Annotated in this window: 27 protein-coding genes; 25 read left to right on the top strand and 2 right to left on the bottom strand. The window is 59.4% G+C overall.

The features are described from left to right. Positions 1-92 precede the first annotated feature (92 nt). Complete coding sequence (locus J3P76_RS19805; protein ID WP_434609853.1) at positions 93-446, bottom strand: DUF6124 family protein; 354 nt, start codon at positions 444-446, stop codon at positions 93-95. A 544-nt stretch (positions 447-990) separates the two neighbouring features. Here J3P76_RS19805 and J3P76_RS19800 point away from each other — a divergent pair. The 20 genes from J3P76_RS19800 to J3P76_RS19705 all read left to right on the top strand — a co-directional run bounded on the left by J3P76_RS19800 (position 991) and on the right by J3P76_RS19705 (position 14,591). Beyond that, positions 991-1,725 carry a LexA family transcriptional regulator gene (locus tag J3P76_RS19800; RefSeq protein WP_420764450.1) on the top strand — a complete coding sequence of 245 codons (735 nt, stop codon included), beginning with the start codon at positions 991-993 and terminating at the stop codon, positions 1,723-1,725. A gap of 461 nt (positions 1,726-2,186) precedes the next feature. Then, entirely contained in the window at positions 2,187-2,369 is a 183-nt protein-coding gene (locus J3P76_RS19795) for a Com family DNA-binding transcriptional regulator (protein ID WP_434702044.1), read from the top strand. A 19-nt stretch (positions 2,370-2,388) separates the two neighbouring features. After that, positions 2,389-3,033 (top strand): hypothetical protein, encoded by a 645-nt coding sequence (locus J3P76_RS19790; protein WP_434609855.1) that lies wholly within the window; start codon positions 2,389-2,391, stop codon positions 3,031-3,033. 131 nt (positions 3,034-3,164) lie between these two features. Beyond that, the gene (locus J3P76_RS19785; protein ID WP_420764262.1) at positions 3,165-3,515 is read left to right on the top strand and encodes a phage holin family protein; all 351 of its coding nucleotides are present in this window, start codon (positions 3,165-3,167) and stop codon (positions 3,513-3,515) included. 45 nt (positions 3,516-3,560) lie between these two features. Beyond that, positions 3,561-4,073: a hypothetical protein gene (locus tag J3P76_RS19780; protein WP_420764263.1), complete on the top strand. Its 513-nt coding sequence runs from the start codon at positions 3,561-3,563 to the stop codon at positions 4,071-4,073. 3 nt (positions 4,074-4,076) lie between these two features. Then, on the top strand, positions 4,077-4,688 hold the full coding sequence (locus J3P76_RS19775; protein WP_434609857.1) for a phage baseplate assembly protein V: 612 nt from the start codon (positions 4,077-4,079) through the stop codon (positions 4,686-4,688). Positions 4,689-4,699: 11 nt separating this feature from the next. Beyond that, a complete protein-coding gene (locus J3P76_RS19770; protein WP_420764265.1) occupies positions 4,700-5,032 on the top strand; it encodes a phage baseplate protein in 333 nt (110 codons plus the stop codon). Continuing rightward, complete coding sequence (locus J3P76_RS19765) at positions 5,029-6,024, top strand: baseplate J/gp47 family protein (protein ID WP_434701163.1); 996 nt, start codon at positions 5,029-5,031, stop codon at positions 6,022-6,024. Before J3P76_RS19770 ends, J3P76_RS19765 begins: the two co-directional genes overlap by 4 nt. Beyond that, positions 6,021-6,665: a phage tail protein I gene (locus J3P76_RS19760; protein WP_434609861.1), complete on the top strand. Its 645-nt coding sequence runs from the start codon at positions 6,021-6,023 to the stop codon at positions 6,663-6,665. The genes J3P76_RS19765 and J3P76_RS19760 overlap by 4 nt, the downstream gene beginning before the upstream one ends. After that, positions 6,662-7,192 carry a hypothetical protein gene (locus J3P76_RS19755; protein WP_434701161.1) on the top strand — a complete coding sequence of 177 codons (531 nt, stop codon included), beginning with the start codon at positions 6,662-6,664 and terminating at the stop codon, positions 7,190-7,192. The genes J3P76_RS19760 and J3P76_RS19755 overlap by 4 nt, the downstream gene beginning before the upstream one ends. A gap of 24 nt (positions 7,193-7,216) precedes the next feature. Beyond that, positions 7,217-7,837: a hypothetical protein gene (locus J3P76_RS19750; RefSeq protein WP_434609865.1), complete on the top strand. Its 621-nt coding sequence runs from the start codon at positions 7,217-7,219 to the stop codon at positions 7,835-7,837. A 9-nt stretch (positions 7,838-7,846) separates the two neighbouring features. Beyond that, positions 7,847-8,104 carry a tail fiber assembly protein gene (locus tag J3P76_RS19745; protein ID WP_434609867.1) on the top strand — a complete coding sequence of 86 codons (258 nt, stop codon included), beginning with the start codon at positions 7,847-7,849 and terminating at the stop codon, positions 8,102-8,104. Positions 8,105-8,190: 86 nt separating this feature from the next. Next, a complete protein-coding gene (locus J3P76_RS19740; RefSeq protein ID WP_434609869.1) occupies positions 8,191-8,418 on the top strand; it encodes a hypothetical protein in 228 nt (75 codons plus the stop codon). 2 nt (positions 8,419-8,420) lie between these two features. Continuing rightward, positions 8,421-9,587, top strand: coding sequence for a phage tail protein (locus J3P76_RS19735; RefSeq protein WP_420764271.1), 1,167 nt, complete (start codon positions 8,421-8,423; stop codon positions 9,585-9,587). After that, on the top strand, positions 9,587-10,093 hold the full coding sequence (locus tag J3P76_RS19730) for a phage major tail tube protein (RefSeq protein ID WP_420764272.1): 507 nt from the start codon (positions 9,587-9,589) through the stop codon (positions 10,091-10,093). The genes J3P76_RS19735 and J3P76_RS19730 overlap by 1 nt, the downstream gene beginning before the upstream one ends. A gap of 149 nt (positions 10,094-10,242) precedes the next feature. After that, positions 10,243-10,809, top strand: coding sequence for a phage tail assembly protein (locus tag J3P76_RS19725; protein WP_434562578.1), 567 nt, complete (start codon positions 10,243-10,245; stop codon positions 10,807-10,809). Positions 10,810-10,937: 128 nt separating this feature from the next. After that, positions 10,938-12,977 carry a phage tail tape measure protein gene (locus J3P76_RS19720; RefSeq protein ID WP_434701159.1) on the top strand — a complete coding sequence of 680 codons (2,040 nt, stop codon included), beginning with the start codon at positions 10,938-10,940 and terminating at the stop codon, positions 12,975-12,977. Next, positions 12,977-13,360: a phage tail protein gene (locus J3P76_RS19715; RefSeq protein ID WP_420764275.1), complete on the top strand. Its 384-nt coding sequence runs from the start codon at positions 12,977-12,979 to the stop codon at positions 13,358-13,360. Before J3P76_RS19720 ends, J3P76_RS19715 begins: the two co-directional genes overlap by 1 nt. Then, entirely contained in the window at positions 13,353-13,565 is a 213-nt protein-coding gene (locus J3P76_RS19710; RefSeq protein WP_420764276.1) for a tail protein X, read from the top strand. Before J3P76_RS19715 ends, J3P76_RS19710 begins: the two co-directional genes overlap by 8 nt. A gap of 9 nt (positions 13,566-13,574) precedes the next feature. Beyond that, a complete protein-coding gene (locus tag J3P76_RS19705; protein ID WP_434675291.1) occupies positions 13,575-14,591 on the top strand; it encodes a phage late control D family protein in 1,017 nt (338 codons plus the stop codon). A gap of 23 nt (positions 14,592-14,614) precedes the next feature. Here J3P76_RS19705 and J3P76_RS19700 read toward each other — a convergent pair whose 3' ends face one another. Continuing rightward, on the bottom strand, positions 14,615-15,427 hold the full coding sequence (locus J3P76_RS19700; RefSeq protein ID WP_420764278.1) for a lipopolysaccharide biosynthesis protein: 813 nt from the start codon (positions 15,425-15,427) through the stop codon (positions 14,615-14,617). A gap of 59 nt (positions 15,428-15,486) precedes the next feature. Between J3P76_RS19700 and J3P76_RS19695 the strand changes: the two genes are divergently transcribed. The 5 genes from J3P76_RS19695 to recX all read left to right on the top strand — a co-directional run bounded on the left by J3P76_RS19695 (position 15,487) and on the right by recX (position 18,727). Further along, positions 15,487-16,032: a glycoside hydrolase family 19 protein gene (locus J3P76_RS19695; RefSeq protein WP_420764279.1), complete on the top strand. Its 546-nt coding sequence runs from the start codon at positions 15,487-15,489 to the stop codon at positions 16,030-16,032. After that, on the top strand, positions 16,029-16,544 hold the full coding sequence (locus J3P76_RS19690) for a lysis system i-spanin subunit Rz (RefSeq protein ID WP_434609880.1): 516 nt from the start codon (positions 16,029-16,031) through the stop codon (positions 16,542-16,544). Before J3P76_RS19695 ends, J3P76_RS19690 begins: the two co-directional genes overlap by 4 nt. A gap of 70 nt (positions 16,545-16,614) precedes the next feature. Then, a complete protein-coding gene (locus tag J3P76_RS19685; RefSeq protein WP_434562588.1) occupies positions 16,615-17,115 on the top strand; it encodes a CinA family protein in 501 nt (166 codons plus the stop codon). An 83-nt stretch (positions 17,116-17,198) separates the two neighbouring features. Continuing rightward, a complete protein-coding gene (gene recA / locus J3P76_RS19680) occupies positions 17,199-18,251 on the top strand; it encodes a recombinase RecA (protein WP_420764282.1) in 1,053 nt (350 codons plus the stop codon). Positions 18,252-18,259: 8 nt separating this feature from the next. After that, positions 18,260-18,727, top strand: coding sequence for a recombination regulator RecX (gene recX / locus J3P76_RS19675; protein WP_434609886.1), 468 nt, complete (start codon positions 18,260-18,262; stop codon positions 18,725-18,727). Positions 18,728-18,739: the final 12 nt, after the last annotated feature.

Raw genomic sequence — 18,739 nt, 5'->3', positions numbered from 1 at the left:
GGAGCGAACTCCCCCAACAAGCTCTTCGTTTTCTTAAGTGAACACTATGGCTATACATACGGCCATTTATGTTTCTGCTTAATGGGACCTGTTTACCTCACCTCAACCACATCCAACGCCCGGTTCGCCAGCAACTGGCTCAGCTCGATCATCTGTTGAACCCCCAGCAGGATATTCCGCCGCGAGCCCTTCAGGTCGAATGCCAGGTCGCTGACCATGGCGTTGGCCGAGGCCAGGGTTTCGCTGAGGTTGGCGAGCAGGCATTCGGCGTCGATGTTGGGAGCTATGACATAGAGCGTATCGAGTGATTCTGAGGTTTCTTTGTCGGTTTTCGGCTTGAGGTAGTAGTTCAGGGCGCGGGTGGCCGCGTCGTCGAGTTTCTTGGCGTTGGCCGATTGGGTGCGGGAGATGTGATCGTCTGGGGGATTTGGAGTGTTCTTGCTCATGATGCTTGGATCCTCGAAGTGGGAGCCATCACCGATTCGCTACTAAACGAAGTGGGTGGCAGCTGTACGCAGGTTAGTAGACCGGGGATCCAAGAAACCGGCGCACCCGAGGGCGCCCTGCGCACAGCTACCATCGAATACAGGAATGGGAATACCTGACTGGATGGAGCGATGTACATCTTGGAAATACCGGGCTACTAAACCCGATCACTGATGGGCAGTGACAGGATCAAAAGTACCGGTGGCCCCCAAGGCGCACAAGCCGGCGGATTCTGGCGTAGTTGTAGGCAGAGGCGCAAGGAAACGTAGCCTTGGGTCGCACATTTGAAGGACGCCTTTGAAGCCTTTTCCCAAGGGCTTGTAGGACGAATTCCGTGGCGAGGGAGCTTGCTCCCGCTGGGCTGCGCAGCAGACCCTTCTTGTGAGCGCTTCGCACTCAAGCGGGAGCAAGCTCCCTCGCCACAAGAAATGCGCGACGCTGGAATTGCATATTTATGCAAATCAGCATTTGTCTTCCGCCAAAAGAACAAGCATTATGCGCGTTATGCAAAAACGCAACGTTTCTACTGTATTAAGAGTATTGCTCGATCAGCACGGGATCTCCCCCACGGAGCTTCACCGGCGTACCGGCGTGCCTCAGTCCACCCTCTCGCGGATCCTCAGCGGCAAGATCGTCGACCCTTCGGATAAACACATCTCGAAGATCGCCGAATATTTTGCCGTGAGCACCGACCAGTTGCGCGGGCGCGCGGACGTTGTGCCCGCCGGCAATGCCCGCCGCGACGAGCCGCATTCCGAACTCAAGGACATAAGCCTGTGGGACGATGACACACCCGTCGAGGAAGACGAGGTGTCCGTTCCTTTTCTGCGTGAGGTTGAATTGGCTGCTGGATCAGGAAGATTCGTCATCGAGGAAAGCGAGCGCTCCAGCCTGCGCTTCGGCAAGCGCAGCCTGCGCCACAACGGCGTGCAGTTCGACCAGGCCAAGTGTGTGACGGTACGCGGCAACAGCATGTTGCCGGTGCTGCGTGACGGCGCCACGGTTGGGGTGAACGCGGGCAAATGCGGGATCGGCGACATTGTCGACGGTGACCTCTACGCCATCAACCACAACGGCCAACTGCGGGTGAAACAGCTATACCGCTTGCCCACTGGCATTCGTCTGCGCAGCTTCAACCGCGATGAACATCCGGATGAGGACTACACGTTCCAGGAAATGCAGGACGAGCAGATCGTCATCCTCGGTCACGTCTTCTGGTGGGGCATGTACGCCCGTTAACCCCTCCGCTGTCAGATAAAACCCGCCGCCGCGCGGGTTTTTTTTCGCCTCCTGAAAACTGGCAACCCTCAGTGTTTCTGCGGGCTTCATGCGTTGATGCATTTGTCATGCATAAATAAATGCATTTACGCATTGACTGTATATGCATCCATGCATATTCTGTGTCCAAGCCGCTCGACAAAGCGGCTGGCAACAAAGCTCTTTAGTTCTACCCACAGGCAGCGATGAACCGGCCTTAACGGTTCAGAGGGTTGGCAACTGGCCCGGGTGTGCAGCGTAAAGCACCAGAAGCAGTTATCCGGCGGGCAGGGACCGCGGCCGGAAAAACAATTTGAATGGATCCGTACCGCGCCAGTCGCGCCGAAAGATCAAGCGCATTACTGAAAAGCCTGGGTAACCGGGCTTTTTGGAATGCCTCTGCCGCGAGGCACTTCAAACCGCCGCCAATGGGAGGGCTTTCGATGCTGAAGGATTTCAGATGCGGTCACTGTAAAAAACTTCTGGCCCGGATGGGCGAGAACACCGAACTCCAGATCAAGTGTTCCCGATGCGGGACGTTGAATCATGTGAAGGCCGTTGAGCTTCGAGTGAACGCCGTCGAGGGAACAGTGTGCGGAATAGACCCTGCACGCCGTACTCAATGACATCATCGAGGTAAGAAAAATGAAACTGCTCAAAAAAGCCCTACTAACAACTGTGTTTTTGTCGTCCTTCGTATCCCTGAACAGTTGGGCTGATACGGCCCTGTCGTGGAACCTGGCCCGGGACATGTACCTGATGACCGAAGCCGCACCGGCCGGTTCGCCGTGGTCGTTCATGCAAAACAAATCGGGCGTGAATGCCTCGGCCAACTACACGCTCTTTCCGACATTTCAGGCCGGGGTCTGTAGTGGCAAGCCAACGACATGCTGGCGCGACGATGTGACGGGCGCTTGGATCTCCATTCCAAATGAAAGCTTCACCTTCACCGGCTCGGGCACCAGCTTCGTGTTCAAGCAGGGCGATGTCGCCACGCATCCCGGTACCAACAGCCAGAGCATCTTCCGCTGGGCCAGTCCCGTCACCGGCAATATCAACGTACTGGGCCGGGTCAATGACCTGCATAACGCTTGCGGGGACGGTGTCGGCTGGTCGCTCAACCTGGGCGACACGGTGCTTCAGTCCGGGAGCCTGGCAAACGGAGGCAGTACCACGTTCATGTTGAACAACGTCGCCGTCACGCCGGCGTCTTCGCTTTATCTGGCCATCGATAGAAAGGCTAACAACTCTTGCGATGCGACCAGTGTGGACATGCTGATTACAAAGTGATGTCAGCTTTCAAATAACCCGACAAATGTTTGAACCCCGTTTCTAGCAACTTAATGGGTTGCACCGATCCACATCTCATTCCACTTCAAACAACTTCCCCGCCCAATCTTAATCACCCCAGGAAACGAGACATGACAAACGAGCAACAAGCGTTGCTGGACATGCCGATCTGGCTGGTCATCGTGCTCGCCCTGGTGGGCGGGGTGACTGGCGAGATGTGGCGTGCCGATAAGGAAGGCGCCCGTGGCTGGTCGCTGCTGCGGCGCCTGGCGCTGCGTTCCGGTGCCTGCATGGTCTGTGGCGTCTCGGCGATCATGCTGTTGTACGCCATGGGCCTGTCGATCTGGGCCGCTGGTGCCTTCGGTTGCCTTACCGCAATGGCCGGGGCGGACGTGGCCATAGGGCTTTACGAACGCTGGGCCGCCAAACGGATGGGCGTGAGTGAACTGCCGCCGCGTGATTCCCGTTCCGATCCACATTGATCCCTCACTGGCGTTCTTCGTGCCGCCGTAAAAAAGGAGGCCTCGATGCCTGCCGTCCTCGAAAAACCGTCGCAGCTGTTCTTCGCCATTGCCCAGACGCTGCGCGCCACTTATCCCGCCTTGAAGATCGGCAGCCCCCAAGAATTCGACGGCACCGACGACCAACCTTGGGTGCTGATCGCCATTGAGCGCGATGCGTCCGGCCTTCGCGCCAACGACGGGCGTATTGCCCATGTGCTGACGGTGTCTTTGCAGGTGGTCATGGCCGTTCCGGGATGGGACGCCTGCGATTTGGCCGCAGAGCTGAAGCAATTGGTCATGGATAACCGCTGGGGGCTGTCCGGTGATCAATGCGACCTGCCGACGGAGCTCGATGGCCTCCCGTCTACATTCATCCATCCGGCGCGGCAATACACCGCCTGGACCCTTTCTTTCAGCCAGGCCCTGTACCTGGGGCCAACGCTGCTGGATGACCCGTTGGGCATTCCGAAATTCGCGCGAACCTGGGAAGTCTCGAGCATCGACGACCCAGATCAATACACAGCACTCGAGGGTTGAACCATGTTTGATGCGCTGTTGCGGATGCATCTGGGGCCGATCATCGAGCGTCTGGCGCAAATGGAAACCGAGCTCGAAGACCTGCATCGGCGTGCGGAAAGTTTCTGTCGCATCGGTGTGTGTCAGGAAGTCGATGCCGCCACCAATACCTGCAAGGTCAGCCATGGCGGGCTGCTGACACCGGCGATCCGCTTCTTCAACCCGAGCGCCGGTGCCCAGAGCGAGTCGCGGATTCCGTCCGTGGGCGAGCAGTGCCTGTTGCTCAACCATGGCGGCGGCGACGGCGGTGGCCAAGCGGTGGCGCTGTTCGGCCTTAACGGTGGTCAGTTTCCGCCCGTCTCGACCCAGGCTTCGCTGACGCGTCGCCTCTATCAGGACGGCGCGGAAAACGGCTACGACCACGCCAGCCATGTCCTGCATTGGAACAACGGTCCGGCGGCATTCAGCGGTTCCCGCGAATCCCTCCGGTTGAACATTGGCCCATCCAGTTTGGTGATGACGCCGCAAACCATCGAGTTGCAACTGGGCGCTGTTGGCATTCGCCTCGACGCGTCGGGTGTGCACCTGAGCGGCCCGGTGGTGGATCACCAGGGACGCGTCATCAGTACCGCATAAGAGATTTCCCCATGATTGGAATCGATCGAAATACCGGCGCCACGGTCGACGACTGGCTGCAGTTCGTGCAGCGCGCTACCCGTGCCTTGACCACGCCGTTGGGCACTCGTCAGAAGCGTCCGTTGTATGGCTGCGCACTCACGCAGTTGCTGGGGCAGAACCTTGGTGACGACCTGCTGATCCTCGCCCAGAGCCATGCGGCCCAAGCGTTCTACAACCCGCACAACGGTATCGATGATTTCGAGCCGCAGGTCATCGTTGCCAGCCGGCACGGTGCGGGATTGCTGCTGCGTTTCGCCGGCACCTGGAGAAACCGCAAACAGACTTTCGAGGTGGTGGCATGAGCATGTTGATACCCGGCCAGAACCAACTGGCCGAACCGGCCATCGTCACCGTCGAGGCATTCGAGGATCTGCTCGCAGAATTCAAGACCTTCGTGGTGGAGTATGTCGCGGCACGCTCTCCCGCAAGCGCCGCAAAACTGGTGGACAGCCTCGAAAACGAAAGCGAACTGCTGACCCTGGCCCTCGAGGCGTTCTGTGTCCGGCTGCAAACCCACGAACGCAAATACAACGCCCGCATCAAGCAGATGCTGGCGTGGTGGGCCACCGGCACCAACCTCGATGCTCGCCTCGCGGACATGGGTCTTGAACGCCAGTTGCTCGACCCGGGCGATCCGGCGGCATTCCCGCCCGTTCCCCCGGTCTACGAGAGCGATGACGATGCGCGGCTGCGCTACTACCTGGCGCCCCATGCCCCGGCGGCTGGCTCGCGCATGCAATATCGACGGGAAATTTTCACCCTGGGGCAACGCCCCGTCGTGAAGGTTGAAAGCGCTTCGGCGGGTGTGGTGACGGTCACGTACACCTTCGACCCGGACAGCTACGCCGCCCAGATCAAGGACGGCAACGGACGCCGCACCGCGCCCGGCGAAGTCACGGTCACGGTGCTGTCCCGAGACGGCGATGGAACGCCATCCGAAGCGTTGCTCGACGGCGTTCGCGAGCACTTCGCCCGACCGGATGTACGACCGGAAACCGACCTGGTCATCGTCCAACCCGCGCAGATCAAGAACTACAAGATCCGCGTCGTGGCGAAGATCAATCCCGGCCCTGACTCGGGCCTGACCCAGGTTGCTGCACAGCGGCAACTGCAGGAATACGCCGAGGCCTGCCATCGCCTGGAAGGTCGGGTGGACCCGAGCTGGATTGACTACACGCTGCACAGCGCCGGCGCGGTTCAACTGCAGATTCTCGAACCGCTTGCGCCGATCGTGACGACGGCTTTCCAGGCGCCGTACTGCACGGGCGTCGAGGTCGAGGTGGATACGTTATGAGCGACGACACATCTCGACCGAGCCTGCTGCCGGTCAACAGTTCACCGCTGGAGCGGGCGCTGGATCTTGGGTTTGCCCAATTGCTGGAGCGCATCGATCCGCCGTTTCCCGAGTTGATGAACCCGGCGGCCACGCCTTTGGCGTTCCTGCCGTATTTGGGGGCGGATCGTGGGGTCAGTGAATGGGACACAGGAGCCGACGACCTGGAAAAGCGCTTGACCGTTTCGTTGTCCTGGCAGATCCAGCGTCAGGCTGGTACGCGTCGAGCCCTGAGTCATGCCGTCGAGTCCATGGGGTTTATACCCCATGTTGTCGCCTGGTATGAGCAGCAACCTCCTACACATCCCTACACCTTTGATGTGCAAGCGATCATCGGCCAGAGCTGGTCCAGCGGCGACCACAATCGCTTGATACGGCGCATCAATGCCGCCAAGAGCGAGCGCGACCAGGCCACTATCACGCTTGTACATCAAACGAGGGGCAGTCTGGCGCTCGCGTCAGCTCCCCATGGAGCATTGAGCGAAGCAGAGCTGTTTCTGTGGGGGGCGCTGCCAGCACTTGATCTTGATGCACGACTTATCAGCACCAGCTTTTTCCAACCCTACACCATTAACGATTACGACCTCAGGGCGCAGCCATGACAGAAGACATTACGCGCTTGGTTCGTTTCACTTCCGCCGGCCTGGCCGAAGTGCTGCAGGCAAAGAACCAAGGCTTGAAAGGTGAGATCACTCACATTGGAGTTGGCACCGCCCGCTACGATCCCAACGGATCGGAAACGGCGCTTCGCAATGAGCGACAGCGTGTGCCAATCGTGGATTACGAAGACCTGGATACAGGGCAGTTGCGAATGGCCGCTTTGTTTGAGGGGGCGGATGAATATGAGATTGGCGAGTTCGGTTTTTATCTTTCCACGGGCACGTTGTTGGCGGTGTATTCGGTGGCTGGGAAGCTGCTGACCTACAAAGCCGCTGCAGCGCGAGTCTTGCAAAAGTTCACGCTGGATATTTCACCATTGCCGGCGCAAAGCGTCACGGTGGTGGTCGGGTCCGACAACCTGAACATTCTATTGAGTGAAGAAATCGCCACGTTGGCTACCGCTAATATCGACAACATGGCGCGGCACGTTGGCCTGATGCTTCGGGTAATGGCGCTCGAAGCCAAATAATCAAATAGCACAAGGAATCTGAATGTGAGTCTGGAAACCACTATCGCGTCGCTGGTATCAGCGGCCAATAATTTGACCTCGGTGGTCAATGGGAAAATCGGCAGTATCAACACGACCATGGCCACGGCGCTGACGCAGTTCAACGAGTGGCGAAGTCAGAAGGATGTAGAAGGGGATCCAAGCGCGCTCGGTACGATTCGTCGCAATGTGCTGCAGGGACATGTCTATGGGACTGGTGGTGTCTATGGCGCCACGGCTCAAGGTGATTTTGTATCGACGAACCTGGGTGCCAGCGCGAATGTCTATATGCATTTCAAAGTGCCATTGAACATCAATGTTCACTCGGAGATGTTCTGGTTCAACATCAAGGGTTACAGCTACGGCACAGCAAAAATAATCGACGAAACGTTGGTGGGGTATTGCTATCAGCCCACTCGGGTTCTGCAAAACGCTTCGACTTTTGGAAACATGACCCCTTCTATCTATGTCGATACTAACGGCAATATCGTCATGCGAATTCTGATTCCAAACATTTATTACACCACCGTGCGCATTGACACCATGCGCGTGGGCAATGGTCGGTTGTTCAATCTTGGGGATTTGGTCACCAGATTGTCGCTGGCCGAAACCGTTATTTTCAGCTAAGGAACGAACATGTCTGATCTGTCCAACAATGACATACCCGAAATTCCACTTGCCGTACCGTCGCCTGAAATCGAATGGGCTGCCATTCGCACGCGTCGTAATCAACTGTTGCGAGACACGGATTTCACCCAATTACCAGACTTCCCCGCAACAGAAACCCAGCTCGCCGATATCAAGGCTTATCGCCAGGCCTTGCGAGACATCCCCGAAACGGATGTGGAGCCGTCCAGCCTGCTCTGGCCCGTGCTGCCAGATTTCATCAAGTAATCCACGACCGCGAGAGCGGTTTTTTTTCGCCTGCACTAAGCCCCGCCATGGGGCTTTTGTGTTTTTCGCATCTGGAGAGACCGTAGATGCCCGTTCGTAAGCAATACACCGTGCTGCTGCCATTTCCTACCGGCGGTGGGCACTGGTCGAGCGTCGGCCAGACGTTGGATTTGTTGGATGTTCAGGCCAGCGCGTTGCGCAGTGCCGGTCGCCTCGAACTGACCAGCGTCCTGAATTCGCAGGAGCCGGCTTCTGACACGCAAGCCACCACAACCACCCCGGCCAAAAAGGCCACCACCAAAAAGGCTGAATAACCATGGCTGAGGTTTTGAACTTCGAGCACAACGGCATCACCGTCAATGCCACCGAATCTCCCGAGGCCATGGGTGGCCTGGGGGACAACGTCATCGGGCTGGTCGGCACCGCGCCGAATGCCAACCCGCTGATTCCAAAAAATACCCCGTTTCGCATCAACAGTTTTACCACCCAAGCCCAGCTCGACCCGAGCGGTGCCGAGGCCGGGACGTTGTTCCACGCGGTGTACCAGATCCTCAAAGTGGTCAAGGTGCCGGTGTACGTGGTCATCGTCGAAGAGGGCGCGACACTGGCCGACACGCAGAACAATGTAATCGGCGGCATCGAGGCGCAGACCGGGCGCAAGTTGGGCCTGGCCGCGTTGAGTGGCGTGGCCGAAGACCTGACGATCATCGGCGCGCCGGGCTTCACCGGCACCAAGGCCGTGGCCGGCGAGTTCGCTTCGTTCGGCAAGCGCATCAAGGCCCGTGTGGTGCTGGATGGCAAGGACGCCTCGGTCGCTGATCAAGTGACCTACAGCCAGGAATTGGGCGGCGCCGACCTCGGTTTCGACCGTTGCCTGGTGGTGCACAACATGCCGGCGGTGTACTCCAAGGCGGCGAAGAAAAACGTCTTCTTGGCCCCGTCGAGCCTGGCCATCGCCGCACTTGCCAAGGTCAAGCAGTGGGAGAGTCCGGGCAATCAGGTGACCTTCGCCGAGGACGTTTCCCGCACCGTCGAATACAACATCCTCGACACCTCCACCGAAGGCGATCTGCTCAACCGCTACGGCGTCAGCTATTACGCCCGCACCATCCTCGGCGGCTTCTCTTTGCTGGGCAACCGTTCCATCACCGGCAAGTTCATCAGCTACGTCGGCCTGGAAGACGCCATCAGCCGCAAGCTGGTGAAGGCCGGCCAGAAAGCCATGGCCAAGAACCTGACCAAGTCGTTCATGGACCAGGAGGTCAAGCGCATCAACGACTGGCTGCAAACCCTGGTGGCCGACGAAACCATTCCTGGCGGCAGCGTGTACCTGCACCCGGAACTGAACAGCGTCGAGAAGTACAAGAACGGCACCTGGTACGTAGTCATCGACTACGGCCGCTATGCGCCGAATGAACACATGATTTATCAACTCAATGCCCGCGATGAAATCATCGAGCAGTTTCTGGAGGACGTTCTCTAATGTTTACCAACCGCGTAAGACAGGCCATTGCGGCCACCCTGCAGGGCCTGCCGTTGTCGGCGACCGTGGAAGAATTCACGCCGCCGAAAATTGAATTCGAAATGGAAGAAATGCGCGGCGGACGCTTCATCGGCGAGGAAATGGCCAAGAGCGGCAAAGCGCTGACAGCCAAACTGGTGCTGCAAGGTGTCGGCCCGGAAATCATGCTGGCGCTGGGCGTGAGCGTCGGAGACGACATCCTGCTGAACGTGCGCGAGGCGGGCCAGGATCAGGACGGCAATACCTGGTTCACCTACCACACTGTGGGCGGCAAGTTGAAATCCCTCGACGAAGCCGCCCTGAAAATGAACGAGACGCCCACCACCACCCTGGAGCTGTCCTGCCGCACCTACAGCCGCCTGGAAAACGGCATCCCAGTGATCGACATCGACGTGCGCACCCAGAAGTTCGTGCTCAACGGCGTCGACATTCTTGGCGATGCGCGTCGTGCGGTGTTGCTGCCTTAAGCAGTTGCCAGCCGGCTAGATGCAATCCCTGTGGGAGCGAGCTTGCTCGCGATAGCGGAGTGTCAGACACCTTGATATTGAATGAACGTCGCCATCGCGAGCAAGCTCGCTCCCACAGGGGATCCCCGATTTTTCAAGGAATTGATTTTATGTCCTGGATGCCTCCAACCCTTGAGCTGTTATCGCCGATCACCGATGACGACGGTTCGCAGCTCGAGCAACTGCAACTCAGGCCGCTGTACTACGCCGCGCAAAAAGACGCCTTGGCCCGTGCCGGCGATGACGAAGACGAGCAATTCTTCGAATTGGCCAAATTGGCCACCGGCCTGTCGGGCAAGGAACTCGATCAGCTCAAGCGTCCGGATTACGTGAGCATTGCCCAGTACGTGCACGAAATGTCCACGCGCCCGGCGTCGTATTTCCTGGATGACCCACAGGCCGATCCTGACCAGGTGCCGCTGCTGCAACCACTCGACGTCGCGGGCCGCAGCCTGACCTCATTAACCCTGGAAATGCCGGTTCTGCGGGCCACCAAGGCGATGAAGAAACTGAAGACGGCCAAGGAACGCGCCGAGTTCATCACGGCCCATTGCACCGGCCTGATGCTGCCCGATCTGGCCTCGCTGACTGTGCCTGACTGGACGCAACTTCAGGTGCGCATCGACGATTTTTTAAACAAACCGGCGGACTTCTTTCGGAGCGCGACATCGAAGTGATCCTCGATGTGGTGCCGCTCATTTACTCGGTAAGTGAAGCGGAAATCCTGGAGTGGGACGCCGGCAAGGCCTTGCGCCGATACGACATCGCGATCACTCGCCTTGGCGTGAAACAGGAGTAGAGCGGGATGGCGGACGATAGATATTCGCTCAGATACGCAGCCTTCAACGAGAGTGGGTTGGCGGCCTCAAATACGAACCCTGCGAGCAGTGTGATCATCTCCGCTGGGGATCGGCTGCCAGGACTGAGCCTCGCGATGGAAAACCTTGGGCTCAAGCTCGGCCGACTGACCACGGCAATCGAGTCGCTGACCGTCAAGGTTTCGGCGCAGCGATTGTTTTCCCAGGCAATGGGAACCGGCGCCAAGGGCGAGACAGCCAAGGAACCGAAGGGTCAGCCGGCCGGCGGTATTGAGCCACCAGAACTGCTGAAACCCGCGATAGCGATGGATTCAGCCATTGCCGATCTGAAGCTGGCCACCCAATTCAGCCCTCGCCAGATTGCCGAGATGGCTGAGCCCACCCAGCGCATCGCCAGCGCGCCATTAGTGGCGGCGGGCGGGACCACGGCGGTTGATGTCGTGAGGATGGAAAGCCTGGCGGCCAGGGCGGGAATCAGCAGCGATCTGCCCAATGCCTCGGACCGGCAATTGGCACTGTTGCGCTTTGCCAGTGATGCAGGCGTGACGGCATCCACATTCAAGATGCCGGCCATGGAAGCCGCCGAGATGCTGCTCGGCTGGCGCACCGCCATGAAACTCAGCGCTGAAAAAGCGTTTGACCTGGCGGATGCAACCAACCACCTCGGCAAGCTCCCCGGCGGTGCGAAAGCCAGTGAGATCGGTACCGTGTTGCAGCGTGACGGTGCGGCCGCGACCTCGGCGGGTTTGCAACCAGCGCAAGCCGCAGCGTTGACGGCGGCGTTGCTCAACACCGGTTCGCAACAAGCTGAAGCCGGCGCCGCGCTGGATAGCTTCGCGAAGGCTTTGGGCAAGGGCAATCAGGCCTCCGCGACCGAGCAGGCAGCCTGGAAGCAGTTGCGGCTTGACCCTGAGGAAGTGGCGAGTGGGCTGCGTGACAAAGACGCAGCGCCCGGTACGGTGATGTCGGTATTGGCGGCCTTGAATGCGCAGCCGGTGGACCAGCGCCCGAACCTCGCCGCTTCGCTGTTTGGCGTGGGCGACCAAGCGGTGCTACGCATGGCGCAGAAGCTTGACGATGTGAACGCAGCGTTCTGGCAGGTGAAAGACCCGGCCCACTACGCCACGTCGCTATTGGGTGACAAGGGCTCGGTGCGGCAGGATGCGTTGGCGTTGTCGAACACCCAGCAAGGTCGGTGGAACGTCTTCAATGCCAGCAATGAGCGTTTGTCGGCGGCCGCTGGCAATGCCGTGACACCCGTTGTGGACAGCTCGCTGCAATGGCTCGGGTCGTTGAACGATGACATGAGCGAGTTGGCCGAAACCTCACCTAAAGCCGCCGCCGCCATTGTGCTGGTCGGCGCGGCGATCAAGCCGCTGGTGGGGGCGTTGCTCAAGGCCCTCACGGATGAATTGGGCAGTCGAGCTGCCAAGCGAATTTTGGAGCCGACGAGCGCTGCGAAGGCCGAGGGTGGTGTGAGCGGCGGCCGCTCCCTGCAAGGCGTGACCAGTTCATTGCGTACGGTGACTCGTTTAATGCCCAAAGCGATGGTTTTAGGTGCCGCCGCTGAGGTCGTCGAGGGCGCGATCAATGGGGACGGCGGAATGATCGGAGAGGGCCTGGGGGCCGCTGGCGGCGGCTGGGCGGGCGCGTCGGCAGGCGCTGCGATTGGCACCTTTTTCGGTCCGGGCATCGGCACCGTCCTCGGTGGAGCGATCGGCGCGCTTGTTGGCGGCCTGACGGGAAGCTCGATGGGCAGGGAGGCGGGGTCCTGGCTGGGTGACAAACTCGCCACGCCCGCCGACAGGCTCGCCGCCCCAGAGCAGGTCAGCAAAGACCTGCACGGCACCCAGGCAACCACCCAGCAAAACACCCTGACCGCAAACATCTACATCAACGGCCAGGATCAGGCCAGTGCCGCCCAATTGGCGAACCTGGTGGTGCAACAAATCAGCAGCCAATTCCAACTCATGCCCAACCCACTCGCCATGCGCAGTGACGCGGCCCTGACGGACGGAGGTACGTGATGCGTCAACAAATGGCGTTGGGCAATTTCATTTTCGGCCTCTCCCGCAACTTCGCTTATCACTCGCTGGTTCGCACCTCGGACGGTGGCTGGAAAAACATCGACATCCTCACCAGCAAACCCAGGTCCAGTCAGGTCGGGCAAGGCTTGCAAGGGCTGACGATCACCGGCAAATCGATGTACGCGACCGCCATGGATCGCCTCGATGAATTGCGAGCGCTGCAAGCCTTGCGCATCCCTTTGCCATTGGTCGATGGCATCGGTCGCAACTGGGGGCTGTGGCAGATCAACAAGGTGTCGGAGACCCAGACCGAGGTCATCGACGATGGCACGGCGATGGTGGTCGGTTGGGTGATTGATTTGACGGAGTTCGCCAATGCGTAGGGTTCGAAGTATCGCCGGTGATTCGGTGAATCTGTTGCTGTACCGCGAGCTTGAGCGCTGTGACGACCTCGTTGAGGAGGCGCTCTGGCTGCTAAATCCGGGGTTGGCGCAATGGGGCCCGGTATTGCCGGCGGGCGTATGGATTGTCCTGCCGGAAGTGGATCTCAAGCCCGTGGCGATCCCTCCGGTTTCGGCCTGGGATTAAGGAGGCGACATGTCATTGGGTTTCACGCCTGCGGTGGAAATTTATGGTGCGAACGCCGCGCTGCTCAACGAACGCCTGCTCGGTTGGAGCCACGTCGACGCGGCGGGGATCGAGTCCGATCAATTGACGCTCACCATCAGCCTGGACGGACTCGAAGGGTTGCCAAGCCTGGGCGGGAAAATCGGCCTGCGGGTCGGTTATCTTGAATCGGGGCTGGTGGACAAAGGCGAGTTTGTCATCACTCGGCGCACGCCGTTGCTGTTTCCTCTGCAACTCGTTCTGGTGGCCATGGCGGCGCCGTTCAGCGCGGCTGACCAGACGGGCTTCAAGCAGCGCCGATCCATCAGCCATGGCCCGACGACCCTGGGGGCGTTGTTTCGGGAGCTGACGTCCAGGCACGGGTTCTCGCCCCGTGTGGCGCCGGAGCTTTCGCTGATTAAAATCGAGCACATTGACCAAACCAACGAAACCGACATGGGCTTGCTGACCCGCCTGGCCCATCGTTATGACGCTGTGGCCAAACCAGTCAACGAGTTGTATGTGCTGGCCCGGCGCGGTCAGGCGAAGTCGTTGTCGGGCAAGGTCCTGCCCGAGATAAGGCTGTCGGTGACGACGAACAATCGCCCGGGCGACCACGCTTTCATTTCGGCCAAGCTGGATGAAACCGCGCGGGCGAAGTACGAGGGTTGCAAGACCTGTTGGTGGGATGCGGCGGCGGGCAAGCTGCGGGTCGAGGAGAGCGGCATCGCGCCGTTCAAGACCCTGCGCCAGCGCTTCCAGAGCGCAGAAGAGGCCCGCGCCGCCGGCGAAGGCGAGGTGCGCCGGATGCTGCGCGAGGCCCTCAAGGTGACGATCGAATGCCCGGGTAACCCGGCGCTGTCCGCCGAGGGCATCGTGCTGCTCGATCCTTCCTGGCCCGATTTCATGCGCGGTCGCTGGTCGATCGACAAGGTCACCGCCAGCGGTAGCCGGGAGAAAAGCTACCGCTGCAGCGTTGAGGCGACTTGCCTGGATGCAAGAGCGTGACCGGGGCTTGGAGGGGCCATCATTCAGTTACGTAGCATTCGCCGTGCGTCGTCGAGACTGATTTTTTTGATGATATCTGCCGGCACCCTTGAGGTCGCGGACAAGTTATACACCTGAAAATCATCATCAATGATCTGCTTGGACATCAGTTTTAGAGAAGGCAGGATGCGAGTCTTGTAATGCTGATCCAACCCGCAGGGCGAGCGTTTGCTTTCGACCGTTTCATAGAATCGGCCGGCCGCTTGGTCCAAGTCGAAACCTACAAGGAAAACCCTATTGAAGCCCAGATGGTAGGCGACCTGTAAGGCCAAATACATCACCGTCCTGGCATCGAAGCAACCGAGGGTCATATTTTTGCTGAAGCCGATGTCTTTGCTTCGCTTGCTAAAAAGAGATCTGTACCTGACGAGAGACTTCTGCGGGTTGAATAACGTAGAGCAGATCGAGGCCCTGGGAGCTTTTTTCAAGCCGAAGGCTCGCCCGCTTGGCTTAGCTTGGACGATGTCGAACTGGTCCTCCCATAAGGCAACGTTCTCACTGAGCCGCATAGCGGTTGCAAAAAGATCGGGCTGCTGGAGCGGGAAGTGGGTATCGGAGCAGATGTAAAAAAAGGGTTTTGTATGCGCTTGGCTGAACATGGATATAGCGCCGTTCATGGTAATCATGGGTACGGCTGAAAACTCCTCCAGCGGAAAGCCCTTCGCTGAGTTGCCCGAGGCGATGATGAAAACCGGTCCACTTTTTACATTCCTACATTCGCTAAAGCTCATGTTTTCAAACGGTGTAAACGATGACTCCGTAATGAGCGATTTCTCAAAACTACTTCGCCTGCTCATTCATTCCATTCCGTTAGTCAATGATCGTTGTTGTATTCATTCGCGTTAAAGAGAGCGCCATGTTCATCACCCCAGCCCAACTACTGCGTATCCTCCCAAACGCCGGCGACAATGCCGGCGTTTTTGCACCTCTCCTAGGCACTGCCATGGAGCTTTACCAGATCATCGGCCCCAAGCGTGCCGCCGCATTCATTGCGCAGGTGGGGCACGAGTCCGGCCAGCTGCGGCACGTACGGGAGCTAGGCAACGATGTTTATTTATCAAAGTATGACACTGGCCGATTGGCTTCGTGCCTGGGCAACTCCCCCGAAGCCGATGGCGACGGGCAAAAATACCGTGGGCGAGGTCTGATCCAGATCACCGGGCGGGCTAATTACCAGGCCTGCGGTAAAGCCTTGAGTCTGGATCTGATGGAGCAGCCTGCATTGCTGGAGCTGCCGCGATGGGCCGCGCTTTCGGCTGCGTGGTTCTGGGCGTCGCATGGGCTTAATTCTCTCGCTGATGCTGGTCGATTCGACGCCATCACGCAGCGGATCAATGGCGGCCAGAATGGCGCGGCGCAGCGGCGGGCCTTGCATGGGCGGGCGTTGCAGGTGTTGGGATGAATCCGGCGCTGTTGAGGTTCTTTCCCATCACAGTATTGGGGCTTTTACTGCTGGCGACCAGCATGGCATGGAAGGTCCAGGATTGGCGTTACGGCAGGGTCTTGGCCGAGCAAGCGCGGGCGCAGGCCGAGACCTTAAAGCAGATGACCGCGGCAGCTGCGGCTTCCCAGCATAAGGAAACACAGAAACGCCTCGCCCTGGAACAACAACTCTCCACCAGCGAACAAACCCATTACCGAGCCCTGAGCGATGCCCAACGTGATCAGGATCGCCTGCGCGATCGCCTTGCTACTGCCAATGTCCGGCTGTCAGTCCTCCTCGACGCCGACGATGTCGCCGCCGGTTGTACAGTGCCTGCCACCACCGGCACCGGCGGCGTGGATCATGGCGCCTCACGCGCCCGACTTGACCCGGCGCATGCTCAACGAATTATCGCCATCACCGACGCGGGCGACCGTGGACTGATTGCCTTGCAGGCCTGCCAGGCGTATGTCAGGGCGCTGGGCCGGTAATCCGCCGAGTCTTGCAAGCGGCGATTGCTCGTGTACGGTAGGGCCCATTGCGTCGAATCAGGAGAGCAGCGTGGACGACATCACTGAACTGGCCGCTGAATTGGGTAGGCGCTTGCAGGTGCTAAATGCCCATGTCACCACGGCCGAGTCTTGCACCGGCGGGGGGATCGCCGAGGCAATCACTCGGATTCCGGGGAGCTCGGCCTGGTTCGAGGCCGGTTTTGTCACGTATTCCAATCGCCAGAAAACCCAGCAGTTGGGTGTTCCCGCAGAGCTGTTCGACAAAGTCGGCGCGGTCAGTCGCGAGGTGGTGGAGGCCATGGTGCGCGGCGCCCAGCAGAAAAGCCTGGCGCGGTTTGCCGTGGCGGTCAGCGGCGTGGCCGGGCCGGACGGGGGCTCGCCGAGCAAGCCGGTGGGCACGGTGTGGCTTGCCTGGGGTGTTGGCGAGGCGGTGTACAGCGAGCAGAAATTCTTACCTGGCAACCGCGACGAGGTCCGCCGACAAACGGTGAAGGCCGCGCTAGACGGGCTGTTACAACATGCCGCCGCAGAAATCTCAAATCAGGGGTAGGCGATCCCCGATCGCTGTGGAATAATACTGGCTACTTATACAGGTGTTGGCCGTCAGGCCTTATTGATTACGTGAGGACTTTAATGGACGACAACAAGAAGAAAGCCTTGGCTGCGGCCTTGGGTCAGATCGAACGTCAATTCGGCAAGGGTGCCGTAATGCGTATGGGCGATCAGGACCGCCAGGCTATTCCCTCCATCTCCACCGGCTCCCTGGGCCTGGACATCGCGCTTGGCATCGGCGGCTTGCCAAAAGGTCGTATTGTTGAAATCTACGGTCCCGAATCTTCCGGTAAGACCACGCTGACGCTGTCCGTGATCGCCCAGGCTCAAAAAGCGGGCGCTACCTGCGCCTTCGTCGACGCCGAACACGCCTTGGACCCGGAATATGCCGGCAAGCTGGGCGTCAACGTCGATGACCTGCTGGTCTCCCAACCGGACACCGGCGAGCAGGCCTTGGAGATCACCGACATGCTGGTGCGCTCCAACGCAGTTGACGTGATCATCGTCGACTCCGTGGCGGCCCTGGTACCGAAAGCGGAAATCGAAGGTGAGATGGGCGACACGCACGTGGGTCTGCAGGCTCGCCTGATGTCCCAGGCCTTGCGCAAGATCACCGGTAACATCAAGAACGCCAACTGCCTGGTGATCTTCATCAACCAGATCCGCATGAAGATCGGCGTGATGTTCGGCAGCCCTGAAACCACCACCGGTGGTAACGCGTTGAAGTTCTACGCCTCGGTTCGCCTGGACATCCGTCGTACTGGCGCGGTGAAAGAAGGTGATGAGGTTGTCGGCAGCGAAACCCGCGTCAAGGTTGTGAAGAACAAGGTGGCATCGCCGTTCCGTCAGGCTGAGTTCCAGATCCTGTACGGCAAGGGTATCTACCTCAACGGCGAAATGATCGATCTGGGTGTGCTGCACGGTTTCGTCGAGAAGTCGGGCGCCTGGTATGCCTACAACGGCACCAAGATCGGTCAGGGCAAGGCCAACTCGGCCAAATTCCTGGCGGACAACCCGGAAGTCGCGGCAGCCCTCGAGAAGCAACTGCGTGACAAGCTGTTGAGCCCGGTGGCGGACGTCAAAGCCGTGGCCAACCGCGAGACTGCCGACGACCTGGCCGACGCTGATATCTGATTGATCCGATGACCGCCGTACTCGATACCCTCGTCGCGGTGCGGCGAGCTGCGATGGACCTGCTCGCCAGGCGCGAGCACGGTCGTGTGGAGCTGACGCGTAAACTGCGTCAACGCGGGGCTCATGATGAGTTGATCGACGCCGCTCTTGACCGTTTGACGGAAGAGGGGCTGTTATCGGAAGCGCGGTACCTCGAGAGCTTCGTCTCTTATCGCGCCCGCTCCGGCTACGGTCCAATGCGCATTCGTGAAGAGCTTGGCCAACGCGGGTTGCAACGAGCGGATATCGAATCAGCCTTGCGCGAGAGCGGTATCGATTGGCAGCAACAGTTAGCCGAGACCTGGCGCCGCAAGTTTTCGGGACATTTGCCTATCGACATTCGGGAGCGTGCCAAGCAAGGGCGTTTCCTGGCGTATCGAGGCTATTCCATGGAAATGATCAACCGCTTGTTCAGTGGTCGCAGCATGGACGACTAAAAACGGCCCGCT

It is taken from the genome of Pseudomonas sp. D1-36, from assembly GCF_051132205.1.
Taxonomy (GTDB): Bacteria; Pseudomonadota; Gammaproteobacteria; order Pseudomonadales; family Pseudomonadaceae; genus Aquipseudomonas.
The sequence above is the reverse complement of the archived record's forward strand: the minus strand, read 5'-3'. Positions and strand labels throughout refer to the sequence as shown.

Coding starts and splice junctions, on each gene's coding strand:
- J3P76_RS19735 (WP_420764271.1), top strand. CDS start 8,421: ATGGCTGAGGTTTTGAACTTCGAGCACAACGGCATCACCGTCAATGCC.
- J3P76_RS19800 (WP_420764450.1), top strand. CDS start 991: ATGCAAAAACGCAACGTTTCTACTGTATTAAGAGTATTGCTCGATCAG.
- recA (WP_420764282.1), top strand. CDS start 17,199: ATGGACGACAACAAGAAGAAAGCCTTGGCTGCGGCCTTGGGTCAGATC.
- J3P76_RS19765 (WP_434701163.1), top strand. CDS start 5,029: ATGAGCATGTTGATACCCGGCCAGAACCAACTGGCCGAACCGGCCATC.
- J3P76_RS19690 (WP_434609880.1), top strand. CDS start 16,029: ATGAATCCGGCGCTGTTGAGGTTCTTTCCCATCACAGTATTGGGGCTT.
- J3P76_RS19780 (WP_420764263.1), top strand. CDS start 3,561: ATGCCTGCCGTCCTCGAAAAACCGTCGCAGCTGTTCTTCGCCATTGCC.
- J3P76_RS19715 (WP_420764275.1), top strand. CDS start 12,977: ATGCGTCAACAAATGGCGTTGGGCAATTTCATTTTCGGCCTCTCCCGC.
- J3P76_RS19705 (WP_434675291.1), top strand. CDS start 13,575: ATGTCATTGGGTTTCACGCCTGCGGTGGAAATTTATGGTGCGAACGCC.
- J3P76_RS19730 (WP_420764272.1), top strand. CDS start 9,587: ATGTTTACCAACCGCGTAAGACAGGCCATTGCGGCCACCCTGCAGGGC.
- J3P76_RS19720 (WP_434701159.1), top strand. CDS start 10,938: ATGGCGGACGATAGATATTCGCTCAGATACGCAGCCTTCAACGAGAGT.
- J3P76_RS19785 (WP_420764262.1), top strand. CDS start 3,165: ATGACAAACGAGCAACAAGCGTTGCTGGACATGCCGATCTGGCTGGTC.
- J3P76_RS19760 (WP_434609861.1), top strand. CDS start 6,021: ATGAGCGACGACACATCTCGACCGAGCCTGCTGCCGGTCAACAGTTCA.
- J3P76_RS19725 (WP_434562578.1), top strand. CDS start 10,243: ATGTCCTGGATGCCTCCAACCCTTGAGCTGTTATCGCCGATCACCGAT.
- J3P76_RS19775 (WP_434609857.1), top strand. CDS start 4,077: ATGTTTGATGCGCTGTTGCGGATGCATCTGGGGCCGATCATCGAGCGT.
- recX (WP_434609886.1), top strand. CDS start 18,260: ATGACCGCCGTACTCGATACCCTCGTCGCGGTGCGGCGAGCTGCGATG.
- J3P76_RS19790 (WP_434609855.1), top strand. CDS start 2,389: ATGAAACTGCTCAAAAAAGCCCTACTAACAACTGTGTTTTTGTCGTCC.
- J3P76_RS19740 (WP_434609869.1), top strand. CDS start 8,191: ATGCCCGTTCGTAAGCAATACACCGTGCTGCTGCCATTTCCTACCGGC.
- J3P76_RS19710 (WP_420764276.1), top strand. CDS start 13,353: ATGCGTAGGGTTCGAAGTATCGCCGGTGATTCGGTGAATCTGTTGCTG.
- J3P76_RS19795 (WP_434702044.1), top strand. CDS start 2,187: ATGCTGAAGGATTTCAGATGCGGTCACTGTAAAAAACTTCTGGCCCGG.
- J3P76_RS19745 (WP_434609867.1), top strand. CDS start 7,847: ATGTCTGATCTGTCCAACAATGACATACCCGAAATTCCACTTGCCGTA.
- J3P76_RS19695 (WP_420764279.1), top strand. CDS start 15,487: ATGTTCATCACCCCAGCCCAACTACTGCGTATCCTCCCAAACGCCGGC.
- J3P76_RS19755 (WP_434701161.1), top strand. CDS start 6,662: ATGACAGAAGACATTACGCGCTTGGTTCGTTTCACTTCCGCCGGCCTG.
- J3P76_RS19700 (WP_420764278.1), bottom strand. CDS start 15,427: ATGAGCAGGCGAAGTAGTTTTGAGAAATCGCTCATTACGGAGTCATCG.
- J3P76_RS19805 (WP_434609853.1), bottom strand. CDS start 446: ATGAGCAAGAACACTCCAAATCCCCCAGACGATCACATCTCCCGCACC.
- J3P76_RS19770 (WP_420764265.1), top strand. CDS start 4,700: ATGATTGGAATCGATCGAAATACCGGCGCCACGGTCGACGACTGGCTG.